The 23,892-nt window shown below is 65.2% G+C and carries 31 protein-coding genes; 11 read left to right on the forward strand and 20 right to left on the reverse strand.

All coding sequences use genetic code 11. The annotated features are described in order from the left end of the window. Positions 1-80: 80 nt before the first annotated feature. From AAG813_RS05650 to AAG813_RS05695, 10 genes are all read right to left on the reverse strand, one after another. Positions 81-449 carry a hypothetical protein gene (locus tag AAG813_RS05650; protein WP_341912717.1) on the reverse strand — a complete coding sequence of 123 codons (369 nt, stop codon included), beginning with the start codon at positions 447-449 and terminating at the stop codon, positions 81-83. Positions 450-516: 67 nt separating this feature from the next. After that, the gene (locus tag AAG813_RS05655) at positions 517-810 is read right to left on the reverse strand and encodes a copper-binding protein (protein ID WP_341912915.1); all 294 of its coding nucleotides are present in this window, start codon (positions 808-810) and stop codon (positions 517-519) included. Positions 811-836: 26 nt separating this feature from the next. Next, positions 837-1,304, reverse strand: coding sequence for a DUF411 domain-containing protein (locus AAG813_RS05660; RefSeq protein WP_341912720.1), 468 nt, complete (start codon positions 1,302-1,304; stop codon positions 837-839). A 20-nt stretch (positions 1,305-1,324) separates the two neighbouring features. Next, a complete protein-coding gene (locus AAG813_RS05665) occupies positions 1,325-1,825 on the reverse strand; it encodes a cupredoxin family protein (RefSeq protein ID WP_341912723.1) in 501 nt (166 codons plus the stop codon). Positions 1,826-1,843: 18 nt separating this feature from the next. Then, the gene (locus AAG813_RS05670) at positions 1,844-2,428 is read right to left on the reverse strand and encodes a periplasmic heavy metal sensor (protein WP_341912725.1); all 585 of its coding nucleotides are present in this window, start codon (positions 2,426-2,428) and stop codon (positions 1,844-1,846) included. Between the two features lie 14 nt (positions 2,429-2,442). After that, positions 2,443-3,861 carry a copper oxidase gene (locus AAG813_RS05675; RefSeq protein WP_341912727.1) on the reverse strand — a complete coding sequence of 473 codons (1,419 nt, stop codon included), beginning with the start codon at positions 3,859-3,861 and terminating at the stop codon, positions 2,443-2,445. 1 nt (position 3,862) lies between these two features. Beyond that, positions 3,863-5,281, reverse strand: a complete 1,419-nt coding sequence (locus AAG813_RS05680; RefSeq protein WP_341912730.1) for a TolC family protein — start codon at positions 5,279-5,281, stop codon at positions 3,863-3,865. A gap of 8 nt (positions 5,282-5,289) precedes the next feature. Continuing rightward, positions 5,290-5,604, reverse strand: coding sequence for a hypothetical protein (locus tag AAG813_RS05685; protein WP_341912732.1), 315 nt, complete (start codon positions 5,602-5,604; stop codon positions 5,290-5,292). 111 nt (positions 5,605-5,715) lie between these two features. Further along, positions 5,716-6,162 carry a hypothetical protein gene (locus AAG813_RS05690; RefSeq protein ID WP_341912734.1) on the reverse strand — a complete coding sequence of 149 codons (447 nt, stop codon included), beginning with the start codon at positions 6,160-6,162 and terminating at the stop codon, positions 5,716-5,718. A gap of 137 nt (positions 6,163-6,299) precedes the next feature. Next, a complete protein-coding gene (locus AAG813_RS05695; RefSeq protein WP_341912736.1) occupies positions 6,300-6,944 on the reverse strand; it encodes a cation transporter in 645 nt (214 codons plus the stop codon). A 70-nt stretch (positions 6,945-7,014) separates the two neighbouring features. On the opposite strand from AAG813_RS05695, the gene AAG813_RS05700 reads away from it, so the two are divergent. Beyond that, on the forward strand, positions 7,015-7,488 hold the full coding sequence (locus tag AAG813_RS05700; RefSeq protein WP_341912738.1) for a Cd(II)/Pb(II)-responsive transcriptional regulator: 474 nt from the start codon (positions 7,015-7,017) through the stop codon (positions 7,486-7,488). On the opposite strand, the gene AAG813_RS05705 is transcribed toward AAG813_RS05700, so the two are convergent. The 4 genes from AAG813_RS05705 to AAG813_RS05720 form a co-directional block, all read right to left on the reverse strand. Beyond that, positions 7,485-8,171 (reverse strand): DsbA family protein, encoded by a 687-nt coding sequence (locus AAG813_RS05705; RefSeq protein ID WP_341912740.1) that lies wholly within the window; start codon positions 8,169-8,171, stop codon positions 7,485-7,487. The genes AAG813_RS05700 and AAG813_RS05705 overlap by 4 nt on opposite strands. Then, positions 8,168-8,452, reverse strand: coding sequence for a hypothetical protein (locus AAG813_RS05710; protein WP_341912742.1), 285 nt, complete (start codon positions 8,450-8,452; stop codon positions 8,168-8,170). The genes AAG813_RS05705 and AAG813_RS05710 overlap by 4 nt, the downstream gene beginning before the upstream one ends. Further along, the gene (locus AAG813_RS05715; protein ID WP_341912744.1) at positions 8,449-9,615 is read right to left on the reverse strand and encodes an MFS transporter; all 1,167 of its coding nucleotides are present in this window, start codon (positions 9,613-9,615) and stop codon (positions 8,449-8,451) included. Before AAG813_RS05715 ends, AAG813_RS05710 begins: the two co-directional genes overlap by 4 nt. A 251-nt stretch (positions 9,616-9,866) precedes the next feature. Further along, entirely contained in the window at positions 9,867-10,874 is a 1,008-nt protein-coding gene (locus AAG813_RS05720) for a tripartite tricarboxylate transporter substrate binding protein (protein WP_341912746.1), read from the reverse strand. A 269-nt stretch (positions 10,875-11,143) separates the two neighbouring features. Between AAG813_RS05720 and AAG813_RS05725 the strand changes: the two genes are divergently transcribed. Together AAG813_RS05725 and AAG813_RS05730 are read left to right on the forward strand one after the other, a co-directional pair. Then, positions 11,144-12,835, forward strand: a complete 1,692-nt coding sequence (locus AAG813_RS05725; RefSeq protein ID WP_341912917.1) for a long-chain fatty acid--CoA ligase — start codon at positions 11,144-11,146, stop codon at positions 12,833-12,835. A 162-nt stretch (positions 12,836-12,997) separates the two neighbouring features. After that, complete coding sequence (locus AAG813_RS05730; RefSeq protein ID WP_341912748.1) at positions 12,998-13,891, forward strand: ion transporter; 894 nt, start codon at positions 12,998-13,000, stop codon at positions 13,889-13,891. A gap of 11 nt (positions 13,892-13,902) precedes the next feature. On the opposite strand, the gene AAG813_RS05735 is transcribed toward AAG813_RS05730, so the two are convergent. Further along, positions 13,903-14,460 (reverse strand): YaeQ family protein, encoded by a 558-nt coding sequence (locus AAG813_RS05735; RefSeq protein WP_300562038.1) that lies wholly within the window; start codon positions 14,458-14,460, stop codon positions 13,903-13,905. A gap of 105 nt (positions 14,461-14,565) precedes the next feature. Between AAG813_RS05735 and AAG813_RS05740 the strand changes: the two genes are divergently transcribed. From AAG813_RS05740 to AAG813_RS05770, 7 genes are all read left to right on the forward strand, one after another. Beyond that, positions 14,566-15,570, forward strand: coding sequence for an LLM class flavin-dependent oxidoreductase (locus AAG813_RS05740; RefSeq protein WP_341912919.1), 1,005 nt, complete (start codon positions 14,566-14,568; stop codon positions 15,568-15,570). A gap of 41 nt (positions 15,571-15,611) precedes the next feature. Further along, on the forward strand, positions 15,612-16,646 hold the full coding sequence (locus tag AAG813_RS05745) for a methionine synthase (protein ID WP_341912751.1): 1,035 nt from the start codon (positions 15,612-15,614) through the stop codon (positions 16,644-16,646). 11 nt (positions 16,647-16,657) lie between these two features. Then, the gene (locus AAG813_RS05750; RefSeq protein WP_341912753.1) at positions 16,658-17,839 is read left to right on the forward strand and encodes a serine hydrolase domain-containing protein; all 1,182 of its coding nucleotides are present in this window, start codon (positions 16,658-16,660) and stop codon (positions 17,837-17,839) included. Between the two features lie 28 nt (positions 17,840-17,867). Further along, the gene (locus AAG813_RS05755; protein WP_341912756.1) at positions 17,868-18,383 is read left to right on the forward strand and encodes a cupin domain-containing protein; all 516 of its coding nucleotides are present in this window, start codon (positions 17,868-17,870) and stop codon (positions 18,381-18,383) included. A 167-nt stretch (positions 18,384-18,550) separates the two neighbouring features. After that, complete coding sequence (locus tag AAG813_RS05760; protein WP_341912758.1) at positions 18,551-19,267, forward strand: glycine zipper 2TM domain-containing protein; 717 nt, start codon at positions 18,551-18,553, stop codon at positions 19,265-19,267. Between the two features lie 201 nt (positions 19,268-19,468). After that, the gene (locus tag AAG813_RS05765; RefSeq protein ID WP_293593505.1) at positions 19,469-19,750 is read left to right on the forward strand and encodes a DUF427 domain-containing protein; all 282 of its coding nucleotides are present in this window, start codon (positions 19,469-19,471) and stop codon (positions 19,748-19,750) included. Between the two features lie 39 nt (positions 19,751-19,789). Further along, positions 19,790-20,227 carry a universal stress protein gene (locus tag AAG813_RS05770; protein ID WP_341912764.1) on the forward strand — a complete coding sequence of 146 codons (438 nt, stop codon included), beginning with the start codon at positions 19,790-19,792 and terminating at the stop codon, positions 20,225-20,227. Positions 20,228-20,931: 704 nt separating this feature from the next. Here the strand turns inward: AAG813_RS05770 and AAG813_RS05775 are convergent. From AAG813_RS05775 to AAG813_RS05785, 3 genes are all read right to left on the reverse strand, one after another. Beyond that, positions 20,932-21,687, reverse strand: a complete 756-nt coding sequence (locus tag AAG813_RS05775) for an SDR family NAD(P)-dependent oxidoreductase (protein WP_341912766.1) — start codon at positions 21,685-21,687, stop codon at positions 20,932-20,934. Positions 21,688-21,737: 50 nt separating this feature from the next. Continuing rightward, positions 21,738-22,385 carry a protocatechuate 3,4-dioxygenase gene (locus tag AAG813_RS05780; RefSeq protein WP_341912768.1) on the reverse strand — a complete coding sequence of 216 codons (648 nt, stop codon included), beginning with the start codon at positions 22,383-22,385 and terminating at the stop codon, positions 21,738-21,740. Between the two features lie 79 nt (positions 22,386-22,464). After that, positions 22,465-23,166 carry a pseudouridine synthase gene (locus AAG813_RS05785; RefSeq protein ID WP_341912771.1) on the reverse strand — a complete coding sequence of 234 codons (702 nt, stop codon included), beginning with the start codon at positions 23,164-23,166 and terminating at the stop codon, positions 22,465-22,467. A 41-nt stretch (positions 23,167-23,207) separates the two neighbouring features. Here AAG813_RS05785 and atpE point away from each other — a divergent pair, with 41 nt between their 5' ends. Then, on the forward strand, positions 23,208-23,450 hold the full coding sequence (gene atpE, locus AAG813_RS05790; RefSeq protein WP_293593500.1) for a F0F1 ATP synthase subunit C: 243 nt from the start codon (positions 23,208-23,210) through the stop codon (positions 23,448-23,450). Here atpE and AAG813_RS05795 read toward each other — a convergent pair. Both AAG813_RS05795 and AAG813_RS05800 read right to left on the reverse strand, forming a co-directional pair. Then, positions 23,447-23,740, reverse strand: coding sequence for a VF530 family protein (locus AAG813_RS05795; protein ID WP_300515140.1), 294 nt, complete (start codon positions 23,738-23,740; stop codon positions 23,447-23,449). The genes atpE and AAG813_RS05795 overlap by 4 nt on opposite strands. 8 nt (positions 23,741-23,748) lie before the next feature. Continuing rightward, complete coding sequence (locus AAG813_RS05800; RefSeq protein ID WP_293593498.1) at positions 23,749-23,892, reverse strand: hypothetical protein; 144 nt, start codon at positions 23,890-23,892, stop codon at positions 23,749-23,751.

Below are 23,892 nucleotides of genomic sequence, written 5' to 3' on the forward strand. Positions count from 1 at the left end.
TCCACCAATGCAGCCAGCGGGACGGCTGCCGTTGTCAAAGCATCCACCGGTCTGCGGCGGACGCACCTTGGGCGTGGAGATCAGGAAATGGGTGGTTTGAGGCGGGTGATGCCTTCAGCGCTGCTGAAGGAGTGACCGGCAGAAGGCGGGCCGGCATGAGGCGTGAAGGAACCCATGGCAACCGTCGGCCAGGGGAGAGACGCCAGCGCCAGACACAACTCGCAGGTGTTGCAGTCATTGCACTGCCCATCCGCCGCGACTGGATCACCGGCTGCTTCGGCACCGGTCTGGGCATGCATGGGGCAATCTTCCGGCATGGCCGACGCCTGCGTCACTTCGGCCTGCGCCTGCGCCGCCTGCTGCGACGCCATGTCCACCGCCATCGCATTGCCGACCCAGCCGCGCAAGGGCAGCAGGGTGATCATCAAGGCGAGCAGCAGATAACGCATGGGTGAATGATAGGGCGCCGCCGGGAAAGCTGCATGTCACGACGCGAAAGGCGCGGCGGCGCCGGGGTCAAGGCTGTTTGGCTGCCTCGATCGACATCACCGTATAGGCGCCATTGACCTTGTCGGCCGTGAAGCTGATCTTGTCACCGGTCTTGACCTTGTCCAGCAAGGCCTTGTCCTTGACCTGGAACACCATGCTCATGGGCGGCATGTCCAGGTTCTTGATCTCGCCGTGTTTGAGGGTGATCTTGCCGGCGTCCTTGTCGACCTTGCGGACCTCGGCTTCAGAAACGGGCAGGGCGGCCTGCGCGAACGCGGCCGAAGTGACGAGGGTGGCGACCAGGGGAGTGAGGTATTTCATGTTCATTTCGATTTCCTTGAATGCGCTCAGGCGCGGTGATAACTTTGATAGACGCGGGTCGCGCCATTGCGGCTGATGAGCACCACGTCATACGGGTCCTTGCGCGTGCCGTACTCGGGGCCGTCCATGCCCGGCGAGCCGACCGGCATGCCGGGCACCGACAGGCCGACCGCGACCGGACGCTCCTTGAGCAGGCGGTGCACCTCGCGGGCCGGCACATGGCCTTCGATGGCGTAGCCGCCGACCAGCGCGGTGTGGCAGGAGCCGAGCTTGTCGGGCACGCCCAGCCGCTTGCGGGCAGCGGTGTTGCCGCTGTCGTGCACCTTGACATCGAAACCGTTGGCTTCCATGTGGGTCACCCAGTCCTTGCAGCAACCGCAGTTGGGGTCTTTCCAGACTTCGACCTGTGGCCGGGCCTGTGCCATCACTGCAGGCGTCAGCAGGGAAGCGCCAGCGAGGCTGGCGACGGCTTGAATAAAGAATCTTCTTTGCATGATTTCTCCTTGAGTGAGGTTTAACGGGATGCCGCGGCGACGCTGATCTTGCCGACCATGCCCGCCTGGTAGTGGCCTGCAATCAGGCAGGCAAAGTCGAACTCGCCGGCGCGGTTGAAGGTCCAGATGATGTCGCCGCGCTTGCCCGCGCCGACATGGGCCATGTAGGGTTCGTCGTGCTCCATGGCGGGAAATTTGACCATCAGGGCGGCATGTTCATCGAGCTCCTTTTTCGTGCCGATCACCAGCTCGTGCAGCAGCTTGCCCTTGTTGCGGATGACAAAACGCACGGTTTCGCCCTGCTTGAAGTCCAGCTTGTCGGGTGTGAAACGCATGTTGTCGCCCATGGTCAGGGTCACGGTGCGGGTGACGGATCTGGCGTCACCGGCGATGCCCCATTCCTTCTGCTCCTTGATGACTGCAGCTGCCCTGTGCGTTTTTGGATCGTCTCCATGGGCAAGGCTCAAGGTGGTGAAGCCCGCGAGCAGCAGCGTGGCGAGGAGAGGGTGGAATTTTTTCATGAACATGTCTCTTTCAAATCAGTGCTTGTGGGTGGGGGCGGCTGGCGCTGTTCCGGTGGCAGGCCCGGCATAACCGCGCAACTGGGCGTAACGGGAGATCTGCGCCGGTGTCAGCAGCGCGGTTTGCTGCAGATGGGTGTCCAGATGCGACTTGCGCAGCAGTGCCTGCAACTGGCCGATGCGATCGGTATGTGCAGTCAATCGGGCAGCGTCGATCTGGCGCGACGCAAAAGCCTGATCCAGCGCACGTTCGGCCTGCACCAGCTGCGCGCCCAGGTCCCGGGCCTCCGCCTTGTGGTGGTTCATCAGCGTTTCGCTGGCCTGCTTCTGCCCGGTGCTGAGTTCGAGTTGCGTGGCCAGCTCCAGCGTGTGCATGGGCCCGGGGTAACCGTTGAGTTCGGCGGCCTTCGCCAGCTCCATGCCCTTGCCGGCCAGCAGGTCGGCGGTCTGGGCAGGCGAGAGGGCCTTGATCTCGCGGGTCTGCTTACCTGCATAGGGGCTGGCATTGTGCGCGGGCGCGTGAACATGTTGGCTAAATGTGCCGCCAGCGCCCATCAATAATGCGCTGGCAGCTATCAATTTGAGAGTAAATCGGGTGGTCATGGGTGTCCTCTGAATCAGTGGCCGGCATGGCCGGAAGGTTTGCGGATCTGGACCTGTGTCACGGGGCCGGATGAGACTGCCGGCATGGCTTTGCTGCCGGCGCGTGGCCGCGCCGGGTCGGGTAATGCACCGGTCCATTCGTAGGCGACTGTGCCTGCGGGGTGCTTGTACCAACCCGGGTCTTTGTAGTCACCGGGTTTCTGGTTTTTGCGCACCTTGAGCATGCTGAACATGCCGCCCATTTCGACCGGGCCGAAGGGGCCGGTGCCGGTCATCATGGGGGCGGTGTTTTCGGGGATCTCCATCTCCATTTCGCCCATGTCGGCCATGCCGCGTTCGCCCATGACCATGTAGTCGGGCACGGCCTTCTGCAGCTTTTTGATCAGGCCGCGGTGGTCCACGCCGATCATGGTCGGCACATCGTGGCCCATGGCGTTCATGGTGTGGTGGCTCTTGTGGCAGTGGAAGGCCCAGTCGCCTTCCTCGTCGGCCAGAAACTCGATCTGCCGCATCTGGCCCACCGCTACATCGGTGGTGACCTCGTGCCAGCGTGTCGATTTCGGCGTGGGTCCACCGTCGGTGCCGGTCACCACAAACTCATGGCCGTGGAGGTGGATCGGGTGGTTGGTCATGGTCAGGTTGCCCATGCGTATGCGCACCTTGTCGCCCTTGCGCACATTGAGCGTGTCGATGCCCGGAAAGACCCGGCTGTTCCACGACCAGAGGTTGAAGTCCGTCATGGTCATGATTTTTGGGGTCATGCTGCCGGGGTCGATGTCGTAGGCGTTGAGCAGGAACACGAAGTCGCGGTCCACCTCGTCGATCAGCGGGTGTTTTGCCTTGGGGTGGGTGATCCAGAAACCCATCATGCCCATCGCCATCTGCGTCATCTCGTCGGCGTGCGGGTGGTACATGAAGGTGCCGGGACGCCTCGCGACAAATTCATAGACAAAGGTTTTGCCGACCGGAATGGCCGGTTGCGTCAGGCCCGACACGCCGTCCATGCCGTTGGGCAGGCGCTGGCCGTGCCAGTGCACGCTGGTGTGTTCGGGCAGCTTGTTGGTGACAAAAATGCGCACTCGGTCGCCCTCCACCACCTCGATGGTCGGTCCGGGGCTTTGCCCGTTGTAGCCCCACATGTTGGCCTTGAAACCGGGCGCCATCTCGCGCACCACCGGCTCGGCCACCAGGTGAAACTCCTTCACGCCATTGTTCATGCGCCAGGGCAGGGTCCAGCCGTTGAGCGTGACCACCGGGTTGTAGGGCCGGCCCGTGCTGGGCGCCAGCGGCGGCATGGTGTCGGGTTTGGCCTGCAGCACCGGCTCGGGCAGCGCGGCCATGGCGACGCGGCTGACCGCGCTGGCGGCCACCGCGGTCGCTGTGGCAGCAGCAGCCCCGGCAAAAAATCGTCTGCGTTCGTTGTTGATGCTCATCTCAATGTCCTTTGGCGTCGCTGCCGCTGGCAGCGGTGCCGGCGGCCAGGGGCGCCATGCCGGCGGAGGTCCCTGTGAGTGTGGTTTGCAGGTCGGTGTCGGCCAGCCAGAAGTCGCGCTGCGCTTCGATGCTGGCGTTCACCGCCGCGATGGAGGTGCGGGTGTCGGCCAGCAGGTCGAACACGCTGGTCAGCATGCCGTTGTAGCGCAGCAGCAGTTCGTTGTTGATGAACTTGCGCAGCGGCACGACCTCGTCGCGGTAATGCAGCGCCAGGTCATGCGCCGTGCGCCAGGCGTGGTAACTCTCGCGCGCCTCGGAGCGCGCCTGGATGGCCGTTTCGCGGACACGCGCTACCGACTGCATGTACTGGCCCTGCGCGCGCGCGTTGCTGGCACCGCCCCAGTCGAAAATCGGCAACGGCAGTTCCAGCTCCCAGCCGCGCTTGATCTCCTTGTCACCCGTTGCATTGTCGAACGTGGTGTTGCGGGAATGCTTGGCATCGAGGGCATTGATGAAGCCGGTGGCACGGGTCAGGCCCATGTTGTCGGCGACGTAGCCTGCCTGCGCCACACTGGCGCGCACGTCGAGGCGATCACGCAGGGCTCTAGCCTCGATGTCCGGCATGTCGGCGATGGATTTCGGCAGATCCGGCAGGCGTTCGCTGAGCGTGAACTGCGTCTGCGCGCCCCACAGGCCCATCAGCCGTATGAGCTTTTCCCGCGCGGCATACGCTGCGTTCTGGCTGCGTGCCAGCTGCGCCGCGGCATCGGCGACAAAGGCCTGCTCGCGCGCCTGGTTCAGCTTGCTCCAGTTGCCCACACGTGCCAGGCGCCGCGCCAGCTCACCGCTGGCCTCGGCTGCCTCCTTGGCATCCTTCATGTAACTGGCGGTCTGCTGGGCGGCGACGGCGTTGATCCAGGCCTTGCGCGTGTCGGCGGCGAGTTTGACGACTTCCTGCGCGGCCTGAAGTTTGGCCACCTCATGCTGCTGGTTCTGGTACCTGGCGCGCCAGGGCAGGGTCAGCAGGCCGATGACGTTGAAGCCGATGCCGCGCTCGATTTCCACCTTGCTGCCTTCGACAAAACGGCCAATCGAGAAATGCGGGTTGGGCAGCGTGCCGGCGCGCACGCGCTCGGCATCGCTGATGCCCAGGGAGGCCATGGAGGCGTGGATGCCCGGGTTGTTCAGCAGCGCAATCCGAACTGCTGATTCAGCGCTCAGGGGTTCGGCCAGCAGCCGGGCCACTGCCTCGCGGGTCTCCGCGCTGTCGCCGCGCCCGACCGGCGCGTTGATGCCCGCGGTTTTGCCGGCGGTCAGGGTGTTGATGTCCGTCTGGTTGCCGTCAGGCGACAGGCTGGCGCAGCCGGCCAGGGTCGCGACTGCCAGCAGTGCCGTTGCGGATGTGTGGAATGAAAACATGGTGAAACTCAATGTCTGTGGGGATGGGCCGCTGCAGGCGGTGCAACATCCGGCTTGCTTGCAGGCGCCGCTGGCGCTGCCTGCTGCTGCTCCGACTTGAGGATGTCGACGTGGCCGCGCGTGAAGCGGCCAACCTCGTTGTTGGCTTTTTTCCAGTCCTCGCGCCCGGCTTCCACGCCGGTGGGCAGGTCGGCAAACACGGAGCGGTAGCTTACCGCCGGCACGGGCGCCGCGGGGTCGCTGGGCTGCAAGGCCGGCGCGCCCTGTGCATGGGCGCTGCCCAGCGGCAGGAGCAGCATGCAAAAAAGGATACGGAAGGTCACAAAAATCTCCTGACGGACAAGCGGGGCGATCGTCAAAATCGCGCGAATCCGGCAAAAAGGGCGAGTTGCCCGTGCCGGATGGCAAGTACAGACCCACTACGGGCCTGGAAGTCAGGAAATGGGTGGTTTTTGGCCCAGCGCGGTGGCGGCGCTGGCAAATCGCGCGGCCGGCGAATGCGCCAGCACGGGGGGAACGGCGAGGGAAGCGGTACGGGTTGTCAGCGGTGACAGCGCAACCGTGTTGCAGGCCTGGCAGGCGGCGCAGGAGTCGCAGTGCCCGGTGGCGTCCTGGGTCGTGGGGTCGGAAGTCTGGCCAGCCGCGTGTCCTGCGCAATCCGGAGGAGTCGCCGAATGCGTCATGGAGGCAGCCGGCTCCACTGCCATGTCATGCCCAAAATGACCATCAGCCATTGACTGATGAGCGTGAGCAGCTATGAATTCTGTAGCAGGTGAGACCTGTTGCAGATGGCCGGCAGCCATGCCGGTGGCCATGGCATCACCCACCCAGCCGCGCAGGAGCAGCAGGAAGATCATGGCGATGAACAGGGGACGGCGCATAGATAGATGATACGGCGGCAGGCGGAAAGTTCAAAGGGAAGGCGGTAAAGGTGCCGCAGCAGCCCGCCGGCTCAACTGGCCGGAACGGCGGATCCGCTGCGTAAAGACCGGGCGGTGCTGCGCTGGCTTGAAGCTGTTCATGCCGGTTTTTGCGACAGGCGGCCGGCCCGCAGCTCGCGGCGTGCCTGCCGCATCACCGACCAGCCGCCCCAGATCGCCAGGCTGGCCATGACCGCGGCGACGGCCAGGTCGGGCCAGGCGCTCTGGGTCCCGAACACGCCCAGCGCGGCCAGCATCACGGCCAGGTTGCCGATGGCGTCGTTGCGCGAGCACAGCCAGACGCTGCGCATGTTGGCGTCGCCTTCCCGGTACGCATACAACAGGGCAGCGACCGACACGTTGGCAATCAGCGCGAGCAGGCCGATTGCCCCCATGGTCAGGGCCTCGGGCGTCCCGCCCTGGCTGGCCACCCACCCCGCCCGCACGAGCACAAACACGCCGAAGGCCAGCATGCTGGAAGCCTTCAGCAGCGCGGCGCGGGCACGCCAGACCACGCCCAGGGACAACACCGCCAGGCTCACGCCGTAGTTGGCGGCGTCGCCAAAGAAGTCGATGGCATCGGCCAGCAGCGAGACCGAGCCGGAGCGAAAACCCGCCGCGATTTCCAGCGCAAACATGGCGAAGTTGATGAGCAGTGCAATCCAGAGGATTTTCCGGTAGCGCGGGCTGTTGGCCTGGGCGGCGGTGGCGTCGTGATCATGGTCGCAGCAGTGGGCGGACATTGAGGGGTTCTCCAGAAACATCGGGGTGATGGCATGATTGGAAACCCTCAAGTCACTTCAAGGTCAAGCGATGCCTGCACCAAGTCCCTCAGCTCCCAGGGGTTACCAGATCGGCGAGGCCGCGCGGCAAAGCGGCGTGAGCCCCGCGAACATCCGCTTTTATGAGAAGGAAAGCCTGCTCAGCCCGCAAGGGCGGGGCGACAACAGCTATCGTTTGTATAGCGAAGGCGACGTGCACCAGCTGCGCTTCATCCGCCTGTGCCGGGCCATGGACATGTCGCTGGCCGAGGTGCGCACCCTGCTCGGGCTGGACCTGAACAACAAGACCGACTGCGCGGCCGCACGCGACGCGCTGGACGGGCACCTGGGCCATGTGCGCGCGCGGCTGGCGGAACTGAAGGCGCTGGAGAAGGACCTCAAGGCCCTGCGCAGCCGCTGCGACGGAACCGACGCGCACTGCCACATCATCGAAGCGCTGCACGAGCTGGCTGATGCGCAGGCTTCAGCGCCGCAGACGCCTGCACCGAAAAAACGCCACGTTTAGGGCGTGTCGTTCCGCGAGCCGGTCAGCGCTGCCAGCCGCTCGATGAGCACATCGGCCTCGGTGTAGCCGCTGGCCAGCAACTGGGCCTGGCCATCACGCACCGCCAGCAGCGCGGGAAAGCCGCGTATGCCCCAGCGCTGCGCCTGTGCGAAATCTTCTCTTGTCTGCTGGCGCATGGCTTCACTTTCGAAATCGCGCAGGAAATCAATGTGGCCCCAGGCCTCCTTGGTGCGGCCGTGCACCTCGTCCCAGATTTCAGCGAGCACCGCCGCCTTGGTGACGTCGCGTCCCTGCGCATAAAAGGCCTGCTGGATCGCGTGGTACATGCGCAGGGCCAGCGCTGGCGCATGCTCGCGCACCGTGACGACGGCGCGGCAGGCCGGCTCGGTGTCGTAGATGAAATCCTCGCGTTCAAACAGCGCCTGTGAAAACGGCTGACCGGAACGCTGCGCCACGCCGGCCCAGGCGTTGCGCAGCTTGTCCTTCAGCGCGGCGTCCATCACCTGCGTGTTGTAGGCGCGCAGGCCGCCCAGCACCGGTTGCACCGGCAGCTCGGGGAAGCGTTCGAGCAGTTGCCCCAGCGGCACGCCAAAACCATAACACCAGGAACACATCGGATCGCCGACGTAGATCAGGGTGACCGCAGGAGACGGTGTTTGAGGAGTTGAAGGTGGCATGTTCATGGGCTGGTCTTGTCAAGCAGGGTCTGGGCCTTGTCCAGCCAGAGCTGCAGGCTGTCCAGCAGTTCCTTCTGGCTGAAGGAGCAGCTTTCTTCGCTGAAGAGGGCACTCGACTCCAGCCTGTCGAGCAACTGCTGCAGCACCTCGGCATACCTGGCCGGCAGTGCCGCTTGCAGCGCCGTCTGGCTTTGCGCGAGCCGGGAAAACGCCGGTATGCCGAGCGCATCGCTGCGCAACTGCTGCAAGGCAGTGGTCAGGCTGGTGAGCTGGTCACGGGCCGTCATGGCGATCCGGCGGTGGTACCGGCCACGGGCCGGACATGCGCGGGCTCAAAAGCCAGCGTCAGCAGCGCCAGCAGGCCGAAGGGCACGCCGACCCAGCCGAGTTGCGACAGGTGAAGGCGGTCCAGCATGGCGCCGCTGATGACGGCGCCGAGCGCCGTGCCCACATAGAGCATGGAGCCGTTCAGGCTCAGCAGCAGTGGCGCCTGCGCCGGTGCCATGCCGGCCAGGCGACTTTGCTGCGGCGCCATCACGCCAAAGCCCGCGATGCCCCAGACGACGAGTGTGGCCATGGTCGCGTAGAGGTGGCCGCGCGTGAGCGGCAGCACGGCCATGGTGGCCACCAGCACGACCAGTTGCACGCGCATGGTGGGCAGCGAGCCGAAGCGGTCGTTGGCCCAGCCGCCCGACAGCGTGCCGGCCACCCCGGCCAGGCCGAACACCGCCAGCGTGATGGACAGCTGCGTCGAACTCATGGTGTTGAGCGCCTGCAGCACCGGGCCGATGTAGGCAAACACGCTGAAAATCGCCACAAAATAAAGCAGGGTGCGCAGCCAGGTGCGCAGCACGGCGGGTTGCCGCGCCGCCGCGCCGAAGCCGGCAAAATTGGCGCCGGCCGAGGCCATGTGGGCGGGCAGCAGCCAGCTGGCCGCCACCAAAGCCGCGAGGCTGGCGCCGGCCGAGAGCCAGACCGGTACGCGCCAGCCGTATTCAAAGCCGAGCCAGGCACCGACCGGCACACCCACCGCGTAACTGATGCTCATGCCCAGAAAGGTGATGGACAGGGCCCGGCCGCGCAGCGCCGGCGCCACCAGGCTGACGGCCAGCGCCGAGGCCGCGGCGCTGAACATCGCGCCGGCGCCCATCAGCACCCGGCCCAGCAGCAGCATGACGAGGTTGCCCGACAGTGCACACACCAGGCAGCCGGCAGTGAACAGGGCCAAGGCCAGCTGCACGGCGCGTTTGCGCGGCCAGCGTGCGGTGGCAATGATCAACACCGGCGCCAGCAGCGCGGTGGACACCGCATAGGCCGTCATGGCCTGGCCGGCCGCGGCCAGGCTGATGTGGAGCGACTCGCTCAGCGGCACCAGGATGCCGCCCAGCACAAACGCGCCACTGCCAATGACCAGGTTGCACAGGGCGAAGAGATAAAGAACAGGCGGCATGGGTGCAGGTGGGCAAACAGTACCCGGACGCTTTGGGCGTGCCGGGGCAGTTGCTGGAAATAATCACTGAAACAGGGTCTTGGCCCAATACGGGCGGGCGCAGGCTGCTATAAAAAACAGAGTATCTGCCGTCCGGCTATTTGTTGATTGTGCCCGGATGGCGCGAAACGCGCGCGGCCACACGCCGGCTGACGCGGCCACAGGATTCACGGACCCCCAGCCCGCCCACAGTCGACCGGGGCGAGCGCCCGTCAGTCGAGCTTGGCGCCCGACGCCTTGACAGCCTGGGCCCAGCGCGGCATTTCCGCGGCGAGGAATTTTCCGAACTCTTCGCTGCCCATGAAGGCGGGGTCGGCGCCCTGCGTGATCATGCGGTTGCGGACCTCGGCGCTGGTCATGACCTGTTTGAAGGCATCGCTCAGTTTCGCGGTGACATCCGCTGGCAAGCCGGCAGGCGCCAGAAAGCCGTAGAAGCCGACCACTTCGAAATCCTTGATGCCGGACTCGATGACGGTCGGCACATCGGGCAGCGCCGGATTGCGCGCCTTGCTGGTGACGGCCAGGGCCCGCACCTTGCCCTGCTTGTGGTACGCGGCCGCCTGCGGAATCGACTCGCCCATGAACTGCACCTGGCCCCCCATCAGGTCGGTGAAGGCCGGGGCACTGCCGCGGTAGGGAATGTGCACCATGAACAGCCCGGTGGCATTCTTGAACATCTCGGGCACCAGGTGGCTGATGCCGCCGTTGCCGGCCGAGCCGTAGTTGATCTGGCCCGGACGCGCACGGGCGTAGTCCACAAACTCCTTCAGCGTCGTGACCGGCAGCTTGGGATTGACCAGCAGGGCCAGCGGCTGCATGGCGGTGCGGGCAATCGGCGTGAAGTCGCGCAGCGTGTTGTAGGGCAGCCGCGTGTACAGCGCCGGGTTGATGACCATCACGCCGGTGTTGGCCAGCATCAGGGTGTAGCCGTCGGGCGGGGCCTTCATCACGTCCTGCGCCCCGACCGTACCGCCTGCGCCCGACTTGTAGTCAATGACGATGGGCTGCCCCAGCACGGCCTGCAGCCGCTCGGTCAGCAGGCGGGCGTGCTGGTCCAGCGGTCCACCGGCCGGGAAACCGATCACCACGCGGATGGGTTTGTCGGGAAAGGCGGCGAACGCTGCGGACGTGGCCAGCGCGGAGGCCGCGGCCAGGCAGGCGGTGATCAGCGTCCGGGGCCGCAGGGTGGGGAAAAACGCGTGGACGGAAAAAAAGCTCATGGTGTTTCTTGGTGGTGTGGCCAGCCGGACAATCGCAGCCGCGGCGGGTGGCGGAGACAGCGCCCCGGCCCGCCCGCTGGCTGCGCGCAGGGTTTCATCATAGTCAGGCGAGGTCGCTCAGGCGACACTGTTTTATCAGGAGCTTCCCCGATGGACGGGCGGTGCAGGTGGAGTAGGCTGTAGCTTCAATTTCCTGCAATCTGGAGCCCGATTTGTCCGACCCGAAAACAGCTGCAACGGCAGCTAGCCCAAGCGCCGTCCCGCACACCCTGCATTACAAGGTCTGGCCCAAGCGCCTGCCGCATCGCATCTCCGCACCGGCCACCTCGCTGTGGCACAACCTGGCGGTCAGCGCGCTGCGTTACCCGAACAAGGCGGCGCTGGTCTTCTTCGGGCGTGTCTTCACCTATGCCGAGGTGCTGGACAAAGCCGAGCGGCTGGCGGCGACGCTGCATGAGATGGGTGTCCAAAAAGGCGACCGGGTGGTGCTGAACATGCAGAATTGTCCGCAATGGGTGATTGCCCACTTTGCCATCCTGCGCGCCAACGCCGTGGTGGTGCCGGTCAACCCGATGAACCGCGCGGAAGAACTCAAGCACTACATCACCGACCCGGACGCCCGGGTGGCCATCACTTCGGCGGACCTGGCGCCGGAGCTGGTCAAGGCCAATATCCGGCTGCCGCCCGGGCAGCAGCTGCAACACCTGATCGTCACGCATTACAGCGACGCTTTTGATCTGCAGGCTGAAGCGGCAGCCTTGCCGCCCGCCTGGCAGGAGTGGCTGGGCACGCAGCACCCGGCACCCGCGGCCGGTGATTGCCGGGTCACGTCCTGGGCCGATGCGCTGGCGCAGGGCGCGCAGGGCCGGCTGCCCGGCCACACCGCCACACCGCAGGACCTGGCGGTGCTGCCTTACACCAGCGGGACCACCGGCCTGCCCAAGGGCTGCATGCACACCCATGCGAGCATCATGCACAACGCGGTGGCCAGCAGCCTGTGGGGCAACAGCACGCCGGAAAACACCGTGCTCTCGGTCGTGCCCATGTTCCACATCACCGGCATGGTGTCGGTCATGCATGCCTCGATCTACGGCGGCGCAACGCTGGTCATCATGCCGCGCTGGGACCGCGAACTGGCGGGCCGGCTGATCTCCAAATGGCGCGTGACCCACTGGACCAACATTCCGACCATGGTGATCGACCTGCTGGCCAGCCCGAACTTTGCGGAGTTTGACCTGAGCAGCCTGGTCTACATCGGCGGCGGCGGCGCGGCCATGCCGCAAGCCGTGGCCCAGCGCCTGTGGGAGCAGTACGGCCTGCGTTTTGCCGAGGGTTACGGCCTGACCGAAACTGCCGCGCCCTCGCACAGCAACCCGCCCGACGCCACCAAGCAGCAGTGCCTGGGTGTGCCTTTTCTCAATGTCGATGCGCGCGTGATCGACCCCTTGACGCTGGAAGAAATGCCGCTGGGCGAGCAGGGCGAAATCATCATGTGCGGGCCGCAGAATTTCTCCGGCTACTGGAAGCGGCCCGAGGCCACCGAGGCAGCCTTCATCGAGATCGACGGCAAGCGCTTCTTCCGCTCGGGCGACCTCGGGCGCGTCGACGAAGAGGGCTACTTCTTCATCACCGACCGGCTCAAACGCATGATCAATGCGTCAGGCTTCAAGGTCTGGCCGGCCGAGGTGGAGGCGCTGATGTTCAAGCACCCGGCCATCCAGGAAGCCTGCATCATCTCCACGCGCGACGCCTACCGCGGCGAGACCGTCAAGGCCGTGGTGGTGCTGCGGCAAAGCCACAAGGGGCAGGTCAGCGAGGCGGACATCATCGACTGGTGCAAGGAGAACATGGCGGCCTACAAGTACCCGCGTGTGGTGCAGTTTGTCGATGCCCTGCCGAAAAGCGGCTCGGGCAAGGTGATGTGGCGCACCCTGCAGGAGGCGGAAGTCGCCACCGCCTGAAGTTTTTGATAAAAAAGTGCCTGCAGCCCTTGTCGGGCGGGCGCAGGCAGCTATCAAAACAAGAGTATTCTGGCGGCGCCGGCGCGCGACCGCCCACATCGGTTAAGGTTCGTCTCCCGGACTTCGAACAGGTGCGACGCTCCCGACGCGTTGCCTGCGCTCATGGAAAAACCTTCACCACCCCTCTCTGATCCCTTGCTCGACAAGCCGCTGGCCGGCTGGCGGCTGCGCCTGTACACCATCATTTTTGAAGCGGACACCCGCGCCGGACGCCTGTTCGACCAGGCCCTGATCGCCGTCATCCTGCTCAGCATTGCGGTGGTGATGGCGGACAGCGTGCAGGCTATCCACCAGGTGCATGGCCGTGCGCTCAACGGCCTGGAGTGGATTTTCACGCTGCTGTTCACCGCCGAATACATTGCGCGCCTGCTGTGTGTGCGCCGGCCGCTGCAGTACGCCACCAGCTTCTTCGGCATCATCGACCTGGTCGCCGTGTTGCCGACCTACCTGGCGCTGTTTTTCCCCGAGCTGCATGCGCTCATCGATGTGCGTGTGCTGCGCCTGCTGCGCGTGTTCCGCATCTTCAAGCTGGCCGCCTATGTGGCCGAATACCAGTTTCTGGGGCGCGCCCTGGCCGCGAGCGGGCGCAAGATCCTGGTGTTCCTCTCGGCCGTGGTGATGGTGGTGCTGGTCATGGGCACGGTGATGTACGTGGTCGAGGGGCCGGGCAACGGCTTCACCAGCATCCCGACCTCGGTCTATTGGGCGATCAGCACGGTGACAACCGTGGGTTTTGGCGACATCACGCCCAAGACCGACCTGGGCCGGTTGATTGCGTCTTTCATGATGCTGATGGGTTGGGGCATCCTGGCCGTGCCGACCGGCATCGTGACCGCGGAAATGGCCGCACAGCGACGTCACCAGCTGTTTCAGACCCCCACCACACGCACCTGCCACGAATGCCTGACCGAAGGCCACGCCGCCGATGCGAATTTTTGCTTCAACTGCGGCGCCCGGCTGCCGCCTTACCAGCAGCAGGGCGGCCAGGCGCCCTGACGGCGTGAGTTCTAGCCGCCGGCGGTGAGCCGGATCGGCGTGATCTCGACCGACTCGCTACCGGTGCTCATCCAGACGGTGCCGTCCTGGATCGTCACCTGCAGCTGGATGGTGCGGTTGGCCAGCTTGGCCAGCGCCTGGCTTTGCGCCGCCTCGATCTGCCAGACCACCAGGTTGGCCGCGCGGGTCAGCTTGCTTTCGATGGCCTTCCACCACACCGGCGTGCTGCTGGCGAAGCTGTAGACGGTGACACGTTCGGCGCGTCCGGCGGCGCGCATCAGGCGCTTGTCATCGGGCTGGCCGACGTCGATCCAGTGCAGGATCTGGTCGGTGTAGTCCTTGTGCCAGAGGGCCGCCTCGTCGACATCCCACAGGTCTTTGGCGAACTCCAGCTTGCCTTTGTTGTCGTCGGCCGTCACGTTCAGGGCATAGGCCAGCAGGCGGATCATCATGCGTTCGTCGGCCTCGGAAGGGTGGCGCGCGATCGTGACGTTGTGGTCGGCGTAGACGCCGCGGTCCATGTCGGCAATGGCCAGTTGTGCTTTGTAGATGGTGGCTTTGAGTGCCATGGCGGTCTGCTGGTTGGGTGAGGGGCGGGTGGTAACCCCCTATTGGAACAGACCTTTGTCCGGCCGCGTGTCCGGGCACCTCAGGCTGGCTATAGTTCACGCATGATCCGTTTGTCCGTTCTCGACCAGTCCGTCGCCGTCACCGGCCGCAGTGAAGATACCTCCATCCGCGAAACGCTGGCGCTGGCGCAGCACTGCGAGGCGCTCGGCTACGACCGCTTCTGGGTCAGCGAGCACCACAGCCACCCGACGATTGTGGGCAGCGCGCCCGAGGTGCTGATGGCCGCGATCGCCGCCACCACGCAGCGCATCCGCATCGGCAGTGCCGGCGTGATGCTGCCGCATTATTCGGCGCTCAAGGTCGCCGAGCAGTTCCGCGTGCTGGAGGCGCTGGCCCCGGGTCGCATCGACCTCGGTGTCGGGCGTGCGCCGGGTTCGGACGGGCGCACGGCCCAGCTGCTCAACCCGAATGCGCGTCACGCGGCCGATGACTTTCCCCGGCAGGTGCGTGAACTGCAGGCCTGGGTCGGTGGTATTGATCTGCCCGAAGGCCACCCGGGCCGCGGCGTGACCGCCAACCCGACCGGGCCGGGCACGCCCACCCTGTGGATGCTGGGCAGCTCGAACTACGGCGCGCAGCTGGCGGCGCATTACGGCCTGCCTTATGCGTTTGCGTACTTCATCACCGACGGCCAGGGGGCCGAAGAGGCGCTGGCCCTTTACCGCGAGCTGTACCGGCCCAGCCCGCAACACCCCGAACCGCAGCCCGCGCTGTGTGTGTGGGCGCTGGCCGCTGACACCGAGGACCAAGCCTGGCAACTTTTCACCAGCCGCGAGCGCTGGAAAGTCGACCGCCACCAGGGCGCGCTGGGGCCGCTGCAGTCACCGACCGAAGTCGCGCAGCGGCCTTATAGCGCGGCCGAGCAGGCCGAGGCCGAACGGCTGCGGCGCACAGCGCTGGTGGGCAGCGCCGAACAGGTCGCCGGGAAGCTGCGTGCACTCTCCGACAGCCTGCAGGTCGAGGAGCTGGTGGTCATCACCTGGACGCACGACCCGGTGGCGCGCCGCCGTTCCTACGAATTGCTGGCAGCCCAATTTCCTGCGGGCTGACATTCCAATAACAACTTGCACAGAACAACAGGAGACCTTTCATGACACGACCCCTTTTCAGCAGCACCATTGCCGGCAGCCTGCCCAAACCGGCCTGGCTGTCGGAAACCCACAAACTCTGGCCGCAGTGGAAGGCTGAAGGTGCCGAGCTGGCCCAGGCCAAGGCCGATGCCACGCTGCTCTGGATCAAGGCCCAGGAGGATGCCGGCCTGGACGTCATTGGTGATGGCGAGCAGTCGCGCCAGCACTTTGTGCACGGCTTTCTCGAGCAGGTCGAGGGCATCGACTTCGAGCACAAGGTCAAGATGGGCATACGCAACAACCGCTACGACGCCATGGTGCCGCAGGTGGTGTCCGCGCTCAAACTCAAGGGGCGTGTGCATGCGGCCGAGGCGCGACTGCTGCGCGCCCACACGACGAAAAAGATCAAGTTCACCCTGCCCGGCCCGATGACGATTGTCGATACCGTGGCCGACCAGTTTTATGGCGACCGCGTGAAGATGGCCATGGCGTTTGCCGAGCTGCTGAACCAGGAAGCGTTGGCGCTGCAGGCCGACGGCGTGGACATCATCCAGTTCGACGAACCGGCCTTCAACGTCTACATGAAAGACGCCGCCGACTGGGGCGTGAAGGCGCTCGAGCGTGCCGCGCAGGGCCTGACCTGCACGACAGCGGTCCACATCTGTTACGGCTACGGCATCAAGGCCAACACCGACTGGAAGGAAACACTGGGCCAGGAATGGCGCCAGTACGAGGCGGTGTTTCCCGCGCTGGCCAAAAGCAGCATCCAGCAGGTCAGCCTCGAGTGTTATCACTCGCATGTGCCGCCGCACCTGATGGCCCTGCTCGAAGGCAAGGACGTGATGGTGGGTGTGATCGACGTGGCGAGCGACGAGATTGAAACCCCCGAGCAGATCGCTGACACCATCGGCGAAGCCCTCAAGTACGTGCCGAAGAACCGCCTGCTGCCCTGCACCAACTGCGGCTTGGCGCCCATGGACCGCGAGGTGGCCCTGAAGAAGCTGCAGGCGCTGGCCCAGGGTGCGGCGCTGGCGCGTGAGCGTTACGGCGCCTGAGGCGGGCAACCATGACCGAACTGGCTTTTGCCGCGCCCGCCGAAGTGGGCCTGTGCCCTGAGCGCCTGCAGCGCCTGCTGGCCGTGCTGCAGGCCGACATCGACCGTGAGCGACTGCCCGGCGCAGTGGCGCTGGTGGCACGCCGCGGCAAGGTTGCCCTGTTCGAAAGCCTGGGCCAGCAGGACCCGGCTGCAGGCAGTCCGATGACGCGCGATTCGATTTTCCGCATCTACTCCATGACCAAACCCGTGGTGTCGGTCGCGGTGATGATGCTTGTGGAGCAGGGCAGGCTGCTGCTCAGTGACCCGGTCGCCAGGCACCTGCCGGAATTTGCCAACCAGAAGGTCGCGGTGGAGCGGGGCGGGCAGGTGACGCTCGAGGATGTCCACCGGGCTGCCACCGTGCAGGACCTGCTGCGCCACACGGCCGGCCTGACTTATGAGTTTCTGGGAAGCGCCGACGTACAGCGCCAGTATGGCAAGCTGCAGATGGGTTCGCGTGAGCGCAGCAACGCGGAGTTTTCCAGCGTGCTGGCCGGTTTGCCGCTGATGTACCAGCCCGGCAGCGTCTGGGAATACAGCCGCGCGACGGACGTGCTGGGGCGGTTGGTCGAAGTGCTCAGCGGGTTGACCCTGGGTGAGTACCTGCGTCGCCACATCTTCCTTCCGCTGGGCATGCACGACACCGGTTTTGCCGTAGAACCGTCCGAGCATGCGCGTATTGCCGAGCCCTTTGCCCACGACCCGGACGGCGGCGTGCCCATGCGCGTGCTGGAGCCGCGCCGCGTCGCGGCCATGGAAAGCGGTGGCGGGGGCCTGTTGTCTACGGCCATGGATTACGCGCGTTTTCTGCAGTTCATGCGCAATCGGGGCGAACTCGATGGTGTGCGCCTGCTCGGTTCGCGCACCGTGGACTTCATGACCGCCGACCATCTGGGTGCCATCCCCGTCACGGGTGACGTGTTGCCGCCCGGTTATGGTTTCGGCCTCGGCTTTGCCGTGCGCACTGCCACCGGCATCGCGTCCGTGCCCGGCTCGAAAGGGCTGTACTACTGGGGCGGCATCGCCGGCACCACGTTTTTTGTGGACCCGGCCGAGGACCTGTATGCGCTGCTGATGATCCAGGCGCCCAACCAGCGCGACCACTACCGGCCGCTGTTTCGCAGCCTGGTGTACGCTGCCCTGCTGGACTAGAAATCAGTTTTTTCCCCGGAGACACACCATGAGCCACGACAGCGGCCACAGCCACCCCCACGGGCACAGCCATGCGCCCGAAGGCACCGACTGGAAACACGACGGTGTGCGCGTGATCCCCGGGGGCCAGCTCGACGGCAACGTGCCGTCCACGCCCGGCATGGACCGCAAGGCGGCCATCAATTTCGCCCGCGTCGGTGCGCAAAAACTCTGGGCCGGCACCGTCACCATCCATGCCAACGCCAAGACCGGCGCGCACCACCACGGTCATCTGGAAAGCGTGATCTATGTCGTCCGGGGCCGTGCCCGCATGCGCTGGGGGGAACACCTGGAATTCACGGCCGAGGCGGGTCCGGGCGACTTCATCTATGTGCCGCCCTACGTGCCGCACCAGGAAATCAATGCGAGTCCGACCGAGCTGCTCGAGTGTGTGCTCTGCCGCAGCGACGGCGAAGCGGTGGCCATCAACCTCGACATCGCGCCGGCCGAAAAGCCCGAACAGGTGTTGTGGATTGATCCGACCCACCCGCACGGTGGTGTGTAAAGCGCAGGTCAAGCGGCGGTGAGCGGCGGATGAAGCTGTTCGCAAGTGTGCAATAAAGCACACATTGAGAGGGGTCGCGCTCACCTTCCCTTACGAATGTCACGTCGTCCTACATCCGCGTTCACATGAGTTGGTTACAACTGAGGCTCAACCAAGGAGTACCCATCATGGATACAAATAACCAGACACCCGCCACCCCCGGCAACCAGCCCGCCTTCTCGCAACGCATGCAGCACAGCAAATCGCTGATCGCGATTGTGGCCGTGCTCGGGGTCACCGTGATGGCGCTCGCCGCCGCACTTGTGGTCAACCGTTCTGACGCGCAGCCTGGTGGCACCGAGGCCCTGGCCCCAACGACACAGTCCAGCACTTCCAGCAAGCTGGCCAGCAACAGCACAGCCGCCAAGCTGGCCAGCGACAATTCGACCAACAGCACTGCAGCCCGGCCTGCTCCCGCCAAACCGGTCGTCCAGCCCCGCCCTGTGGTGGTGGCTCAGGCACCGGCACCCGTAGCGCCCAGGCCCGTGGTCTGCGCCGACTGCGGCACGGTGGAAGCCGTGACTGCCGTGCAGCGCCAGGGCGAAGTCAACGGTGTCGCCGTGGGCAACACCACCGTCGGCCTGGGCACCGTTGCGGGCGGCGTGGTCGGCGGCCTGTTGGGCAACCAGGTGGGTGGCGGCAGCGGCAAGACGGCCATGACGGTACTCGGCGCCGCCGGCGGTGCGTTTGCAGGCAACCAGATCGAGAAAAACATGAAGAAGGTCACCGTCTACCAGGTGCGCGTGCGCATGAACGACGGTTCGACCCGCACCGTGGAAGTATCCAGCTCGATCCCCGTGGGTTCCCGCGTGATTGTTGAAGGCAACAACCTGCGCATGGCCTGATCGGTCGCCGCCCCGGCGGCGCGATGTCACACAGAATCTCGAAAAAGGCGTGATGGGTAACCATCACGCCTTTTCTTTTTGGCTTTTCCTGGCTGGCCTCGCAGGCCCTGCAGAGTGTGCGAAGATTGTTGGCAGGTAACCCCCTTTTTTCCTTTTCCCCTCCGCACGTGGCGGACCCCGGCAACCCATGAAAGAAAAGATATGAAGGCCATCTGGAACGGCGCAGTGATTGCGCAAAGCGACGACACCGTGGTGCTCGAAGGCAACCACTATTTCCCCGAAAGTTCGCTCAACCGCGACTACATCACCTTCAGCAACCACCACACCATGTGCGCGTGGAAAGGGCAGGCCAGCTACTACTCGCTGCTGGTCAATGGAGAGATGAACACCGACGCCGCCTGGTATTACCCCGACCCGAAACCCGAGGCCGACAACATCAAGGGCCATGTGGCTTTCTGGAAAGGTGTGAAGATCGAACCCTGATGGCCTCGCACGAGTGAGTTTTGTGAAGGAAGCCTGATCATGTTCAAACACATCCTGTTGCCGGTTGACGGCTCCTCCACCTCGATGATGGCGGTCGACAAGGCCTGCGGGCTGGCCCAGGCTTTCAAAAGCACGGTGACGGTGATCTACGTGATCGATCCCTACGCCTTCAGCGGGGTGGGCACCGATTTCGCCTATGGCCAGGCGCAGTACCTCGGGGCGGCCACGGCGGAAGCCAACGAGGCCCTCAAGGGCGCCACGCAGGTGCTGGAAGCGGCAGGTGTGTCGGTCAAGGCCTCCATCATCGAAGGCCACGCAATTTACCGCGGCATTCTGGAAACCGCCAGTGCGATCGGTGCCGACCTGATCGTGCTGGGTTCGCACGGGCGTCGCGGACTGGAGAAGCTGGTGCTCGGCAGCGTCGCTGCGCAGGTGCTGGCGCATGCGCATTTGCCGATTCTGGTGGTGCGGGACTGAGTTCTTCGCGTATCCAACAGATCTCTAGCCAATGTCTGGCGTGCACGAGTTGCTACTAAATTAATAGCAATCTCCTACGCTTTCTGTCATCCCGGACTTGATCCGGGATCCATGTTTGCTGACTGCTCGCTTCTTTTTGAAGTGCTGTAGCTTGCCAACTAGCCGGGTCTCGCCCCGGCGGGCGAGGCACTTTTCTTTGCGTCGCCAAAGAAAAGTGCCCAAAAGAAAGGCGACCCGATGGTCTGGGACCCTCCGCTTCGCTGCGGGCAACCTGCGGTGCTCGCCGAAAGTGGGGTCGAGCTCGAACTCGCCTTCGGCTCAAACAATCGCTCGCCCTGATCCACTTTCGGCTGCGCTCCTCGGCCCAGCCCGACGGGTGGAAAAAATAAATGCAGGTTCGGATTCGGGTGCGGGGAGACATGACGCGCAAAGCGCGGCATGTCGGACTCAACAGACCGCCATTCATGCACGCGGGTGCAGAACACGTTGCCAAATGAAGTTCCCCTCCATCGCCCAGCGGGGCGAGGGAGGGGTTAGGGGTGGGAGTGGGGAGTTACGCCTACTGTCCACGGCGGACCACAGACGCAGCGCGATGCCGCAAAAGATTTCGCCGAGAGCTTACGAACGAAATAGGCCCTCAGCCAAGATCCCGAAAGCGCAAGCAGCTATCAAAAATATAGCGAGCTAACGTTGCAGGCAGGATTTCAGTCGCGCACGTCGGCCACCGGCTGGCTGCCAAAGTCGGGCCGGGCCAGGTAGGCCAGGATGCGTGCGGCGGCTTCGTCCGGCGACGTCAGCTGGCCCTTGTCCTTGAGGCTGATGAAGTTCTGCTGGTCGGGAAACGCCGACGCGTCGGCGCTGCGCAACTGGACCTGCATGTCGGTGTCGATCACGCCGGGCGCGAGCGAGCAGACGGCCGCGCCGTTCGGCTTGAGCGCTTCTTCGAGCGCCACACAGCGTGTGAAGTGGTCCATGCCGGCCTTGGCTGCGCAATAGATGGACTGCGAGGCCATGGCCTTGCGTCCCAGCCCTGACGAGATATTGAGCACCTTGCGCCGCGCCGGCCAGTTTTCGGTGGCGCGCAAAAAAACCGCGGTCAGCTGCATGGGTGCTTCCAGGCCGACGCGCAGCCCCAGGCGCAGGTCGTCGGCGTCGGCGTCGCTGAGCGGGCCGATGCGCGGAATCATGCCGGCATTATTGATCAGCACGGCGCTGGAGAAGCCGGCGTGGGCCTGCTCGCGCAGCCATTGTTCGAGCCGCGCGCTGGCGTCCGCGCTGCGCGCCAGGTCCAGCGTCCACTGCAGCAGCGGCGTGCCGGCGACCTTGGCCTGGGCGGCCAGCGTGTCATTGGCCTTGCGTGAAATGCACAGCAGGGTGTTGCCCGGCTTGAGCAGCTTGCGCGCCATCGCCAGGCCCATGCCGCGGGAGGCGCCGGTGAGGATAAAAAGATGTTGGGTCATGGCTGGCAATGTTACCGACAAACCGTGACGCCGAGCCTTTTCCCGGCGGATCAGGCGGCCAGCACGATGGGAAAGCGGGCCTGCAGGCCGTCGCTGCCCGGCGCAAACGGCACGGTCAGGGCCGCCCGGTCCGCCTCACCCAGGCTGCGCCACAGGAAGTCGCGCGAATTGCCGGGGTCGCCGGCCACATACATCTGGGTGGTCAGCAGTTCGCGCTGGCCGACCTTGACCTTGACGTGGATATGCGGTGTGCGCCCGGCATAGGCCACGGGGCGCAGGGTGCGAAAGCGGTAGCGGCCGTCGGCGCCCACCGTCACGCGGCCAAAGCCCTGGAAGCGGCGGTCGGCCCTGTCACCGTCACCGGGGTGGTGGTAGTGGCCGGCGTGGTCGCATTGCCAGATCTCCACTTGGGCGCCGGCCACGGGTTTGCCGGCCAGGTCGCTGACGCTGCCCTCGATCCAGGCGCTTTGCCCCTCGGAATAAGTCAGCGTACCGTTGCGCAGCAGGTCATGGTCGCTGTCGCGGGGCGGGGCCACCGGGTAAAACGGCCCTTCGGTTTGCGCTGGTGTGGCGCGGCGAGCAGCGACGGGCTGGGCGCGGGCACCCAGCCACAGCGCAGGGGCTGCCACCAAGGCGGCGGCCACGGTGCGGCGGCGCAGCAGGGCGGCCGGGGGAAAAGGCGGTGGGACAGGGCGCATTGACAGTCTCCAGTGATCAGTCTGGGATGCGAAGCAGGCGACTAAGTTCCGGCCTGGCGCCCCGGCTTGTCAGAAGCTGTCAGAAGGGTGCGGGGCTGTCGAACTGCAGGGGCAGGCCGCTGACCGGGTGCGCAAAACCCAGCGCGCAGGCATGCAGCAGCAGCCGGGGCGCGCGGGCCTGCACGTTCTCGGGTGCATACAGCCTGTCGCCCAGAATCGGGTGACCCAGGGCCTGCAGGTGCACACGCAGCTGGTGCGAGCGGCCGGTGACGGGTTCGAGCTCCACGCGGGTGCTGTGGCTGGAAGCGTCAAACGCCACCGCCCGCCAGCGCGTCTGGCTGGCCTTGCCACGTTCGGCGTCGATGATGCGCAGCGGCCGGCGCGGCCAGTCCACCACGATGGGCAGGTCGATCAGGTTCCAGCCCCGGGGACCAGGATCCGGGGCTGCCTCGGGCCGGCCATCCACCACCGCGACATAACGCTTGTGGATCTCGCGGCGTTCGAACAGCGCGCCCAGGGCGCGCTGGATGCCGATGCTGCGCGCCATCAGCATCAGGCCCGAGGTGGCCATGTCGAGCCGGTGCACCACCAGCGCGTCGGGGTAGCTCGCCTGGACGCGTGCGCTCAGGCAGTCCTGCTTGTCCTCGCCCTTGCCCGGCACCGCCAGCAGGCCGGCGGGTTTGGCCAGCACCAGCAGGGCGGCATCGGCATACACGAGTTCAAAACCGTGGGGGACGCCATGACCTGCGAGGTCATGGTTTTGCTGTTGCGTCGCGCTCATGATTCATCCATCAGCAGGTAACTTTGATGAAGGAGAAAACCATGAGTGACGCAGGTGCCATTTCGATTGCATGTGGTCTGATGATCGGCCTGGGCGCCATTGGCGCCTGCCTGGGCATTGGTGTGATGGGCGGCCGCTTCATTGAAGGCTCGGTGCGCCAGCCCGAACTGATGGAGCCGCTGCAGGTCAAGATGTTTTTGCTGGCGGGCCTGATCGATGCCAACTTCCTGATCGGTGTCGGCGTGGCCATGATGCTGCTGTTCGCCAACCCGATGGCGGCCTAGCTTTTGGGCGGCGGGAAGTTGTGTACGGTCGGGGCGGCACGCCGCTGCTCGCGCAGCATGAAGAGGTAGAGGCTTTCGACCTTGTCACGGGCCCAGGGGGTTTTGCGCAGGAACTTCAGGCTGGACGCGACGCTGGGTTCGAAGGTGAAACAGCGGATCGCGATGCGCTCACCCAAGCCTTCCCAGCCATAGTGTTCCGACAGGGCGGTGACCATGGCTTCCAGCGTGACACCGTGCAGCGGGTTACCGGGCTGGGCCGGTGTCGCTGCAGGCGTGTCGGACTGCGTCATTTGCCCGCTTATTTGTTTTTCAGCTTGCCGCGCAGGGGAACTTGCGTGACGACGGTCGGGCGCACCGCATCGGGCGACACCGCTTTCGGAGGTGCCGTGTCCTTCTTCGGCTTCTTGACCATCTTGTCCTTGTTTTGCTGTCCTTTTGCCAT

The organism is Polaromonas sp. YR568 (assembly GCF_943371715.1).
Lineage (GTDB): Bacteria > Pseudomonadota > Gammaproteobacteria > Burkholderiales > Burkholderiaceae_C > Polaromonas.

Excerpts from the sequence above, each read along its gene's own strand:
- AAG813_RS05700 (WP_341912738.1), top strand. The coding sequence starts at position 7,015 with ATGCCTGCACCAAGTCCCTCAGCTCCCAGGGGTTACCAGATCGGCGAG.
- AAG813_RS05775 (WP_341912766.1), bottom strand. The coding sequence starts at position 21,687 with ATGACCCAACATCTTTTTATCCTCACCGGCGCCTCCCGCGGCATGGGC.
- AAG813_RS05785 (WP_341912771.1), bottom strand. The coding sequence starts at position 23,166 with ATGAGCGCGACGCAACAGCAAAACCATGACCTCGCAGGTCATGGCGTC.
- AAG813_RS05690 (WP_341912734.1), bottom strand. The coding sequence starts at position 6,162 with ATGCGCCGTCCCCTGTTCATCGCCATGATCTTCCTGCTGCTCCTGCGC.
- AAG813_RS05720 (WP_341912746.1), bottom strand. The coding sequence starts at position 10,874 with ATGAGCTTTTTTTCCGTCCACGCGTTTTTCCCCACCCTGCGGCCCCGG.
- AAG813_RS05655 (WP_341912915.1), bottom strand. The coding sequence starts at position 810 with ATGAAATACCTCACTCCCCTGGTCGCCACCCTCGTCACTTCGGCCGCG.
- AAG813_RS05755 (WP_341912756.1), top strand. The coding sequence starts at position 17,868 with ATGAGCCACGACAGCGGCCACAGCCACCCCCACGGGCACAGCCATGCG.
- AAG813_RS05680 (WP_341912730.1), bottom strand. The coding sequence starts at position 5,281 with ATGTTTTCATTCCACACATCCGCAACGGCACTGCTGGCAGTCGCGACC.
- AAG813_RS05730 (WP_341912748.1), top strand. The coding sequence starts at position 12,998 with ATGGAAAAACCTTCACCACCCCTCTCTGATCCCTTGCTCGACAAGCCG.
- AAG813_RS05715 (WP_341912744.1), bottom strand. The coding sequence starts at position 9,615 with ATGCCGCCTGTTCTTTATCTCTTCGCCCTGTGCAACCTGGTCATTGGC.
- AAG813_RS05670 (WP_341912725.1), bottom strand. The coding sequence starts at position 2,428 with ATGACCACCCGATTTACTCTCAAATTGATAGCTGCCAGCGCATTATTG.
- AAG813_RS05665 (WP_341912723.1), bottom strand. The coding sequence starts at position 1,825 with ATGAAAAAATTCCACCCTCTCCTCGCCACGCTGCTGCTCGCGGGCTTC.
- AAG813_RS05745 (WP_341912751.1), top strand. The coding sequence starts at position 15,612 with ATGACACGACCCCTTTTCAGCAGCACCATTGCCGGCAGCCTGCCCAAA.
- AAG813_RS05705 (WP_341912740.1), bottom strand. The coding sequence starts at position 8,171 with ATGAACATGCCACCTTCAACTCCTCAAACACCGTCTCCTGCGGTCACC.
- AAG813_RS05650 (WP_341912717.1), bottom strand. The coding sequence starts at position 449 with ATGCGTTATCTGCTGCTCGCCTTGATGATCACCCTGCTGCCCTTGCGC.
- AAG813_RS05750 (WP_341912753.1), top strand. The coding sequence starts at position 16,658 with ATGACCGAACTGGCTTTTGCCGCGCCCGCCGAAGTGGGCCTGTGCCCT.
- AAG813_RS05780 (WP_341912768.1), bottom strand. The coding sequence starts at position 22,385 with ATGCGCCCTGTCCCACCGCCTTTTCCCCCGGCCGCCCTGCTGCGCCGC.
- AAG813_RS05770 (WP_341912764.1), top strand. The coding sequence starts at position 19,790 with ATGTTCAAACACATCCTGTTGCCGGTTGACGGCTCCTCCACCTCGATG.
- AAG813_RS05660 (WP_341912720.1), bottom strand. The coding sequence starts at position 1,304 with ATGCAAAGAAGATTCTTTATTCAAGCCGTCGCCAGCCTCGCTGGCGCT.
- AAG813_RS05735 (WP_300562038.1), bottom strand. The coding sequence starts at position 14,460 with ATGGCACTCAAAGCCACCATCTACAAAGCACAACTGGCCATTGCCGAC.
- AAG813_RS05695 (WP_341912736.1), bottom strand. The coding sequence starts at position 6,944 with ATGTCCGCCCACTGCTGCGACCATGATCACGACGCCACCGCCGCCCAG.
- AAG813_RS05710 (WP_341912742.1), bottom strand. The coding sequence starts at position 8,452 with ATGACGGCCCGTGACCAGCTCACCAGCCTGACCACTGCCTTGCAGCAG.
- atpE (WP_293593500.1), top strand. The coding sequence starts at position 23,208 with ATGAGTGACGCAGGTGCCATTTCGATTGCATGTGGTCTGATGATCGGC.
- AAG813_RS05800 (WP_293593498.1), bottom strand. The coding sequence starts at position 23,892 with ATGGCAAAAGGACAGCAAAACAAGGACAAGATGGTCAAGAAGCCGAAG.
- AAG813_RS05760 (WP_341912758.1), top strand. The coding sequence starts at position 18,551 with ATGGATACAAATAACCAGACACCCGCCACCCCCGGCAACCAGCCCGCC.
- AAG813_RS05675 (WP_341912727.1), bottom strand. The coding sequence starts at position 3,861 with ATGAGCATCAACAACGAACGCAGACGATTTTTTGCCGGGGCTGCTGCT.
- AAG813_RS05795 (WP_300515140.1), bottom strand. The coding sequence starts at position 23,740 with ATGACGCAGTCCGACACGCCTGCAGCGACACCGGCCCAGCCCGGTAAC.
- AAG813_RS05765 (WP_293593505.1), top strand. The coding sequence starts at position 19,469 with ATGAAGGCCATCTGGAACGGCGCAGTGATTGCGCAAAGCGACGACACC.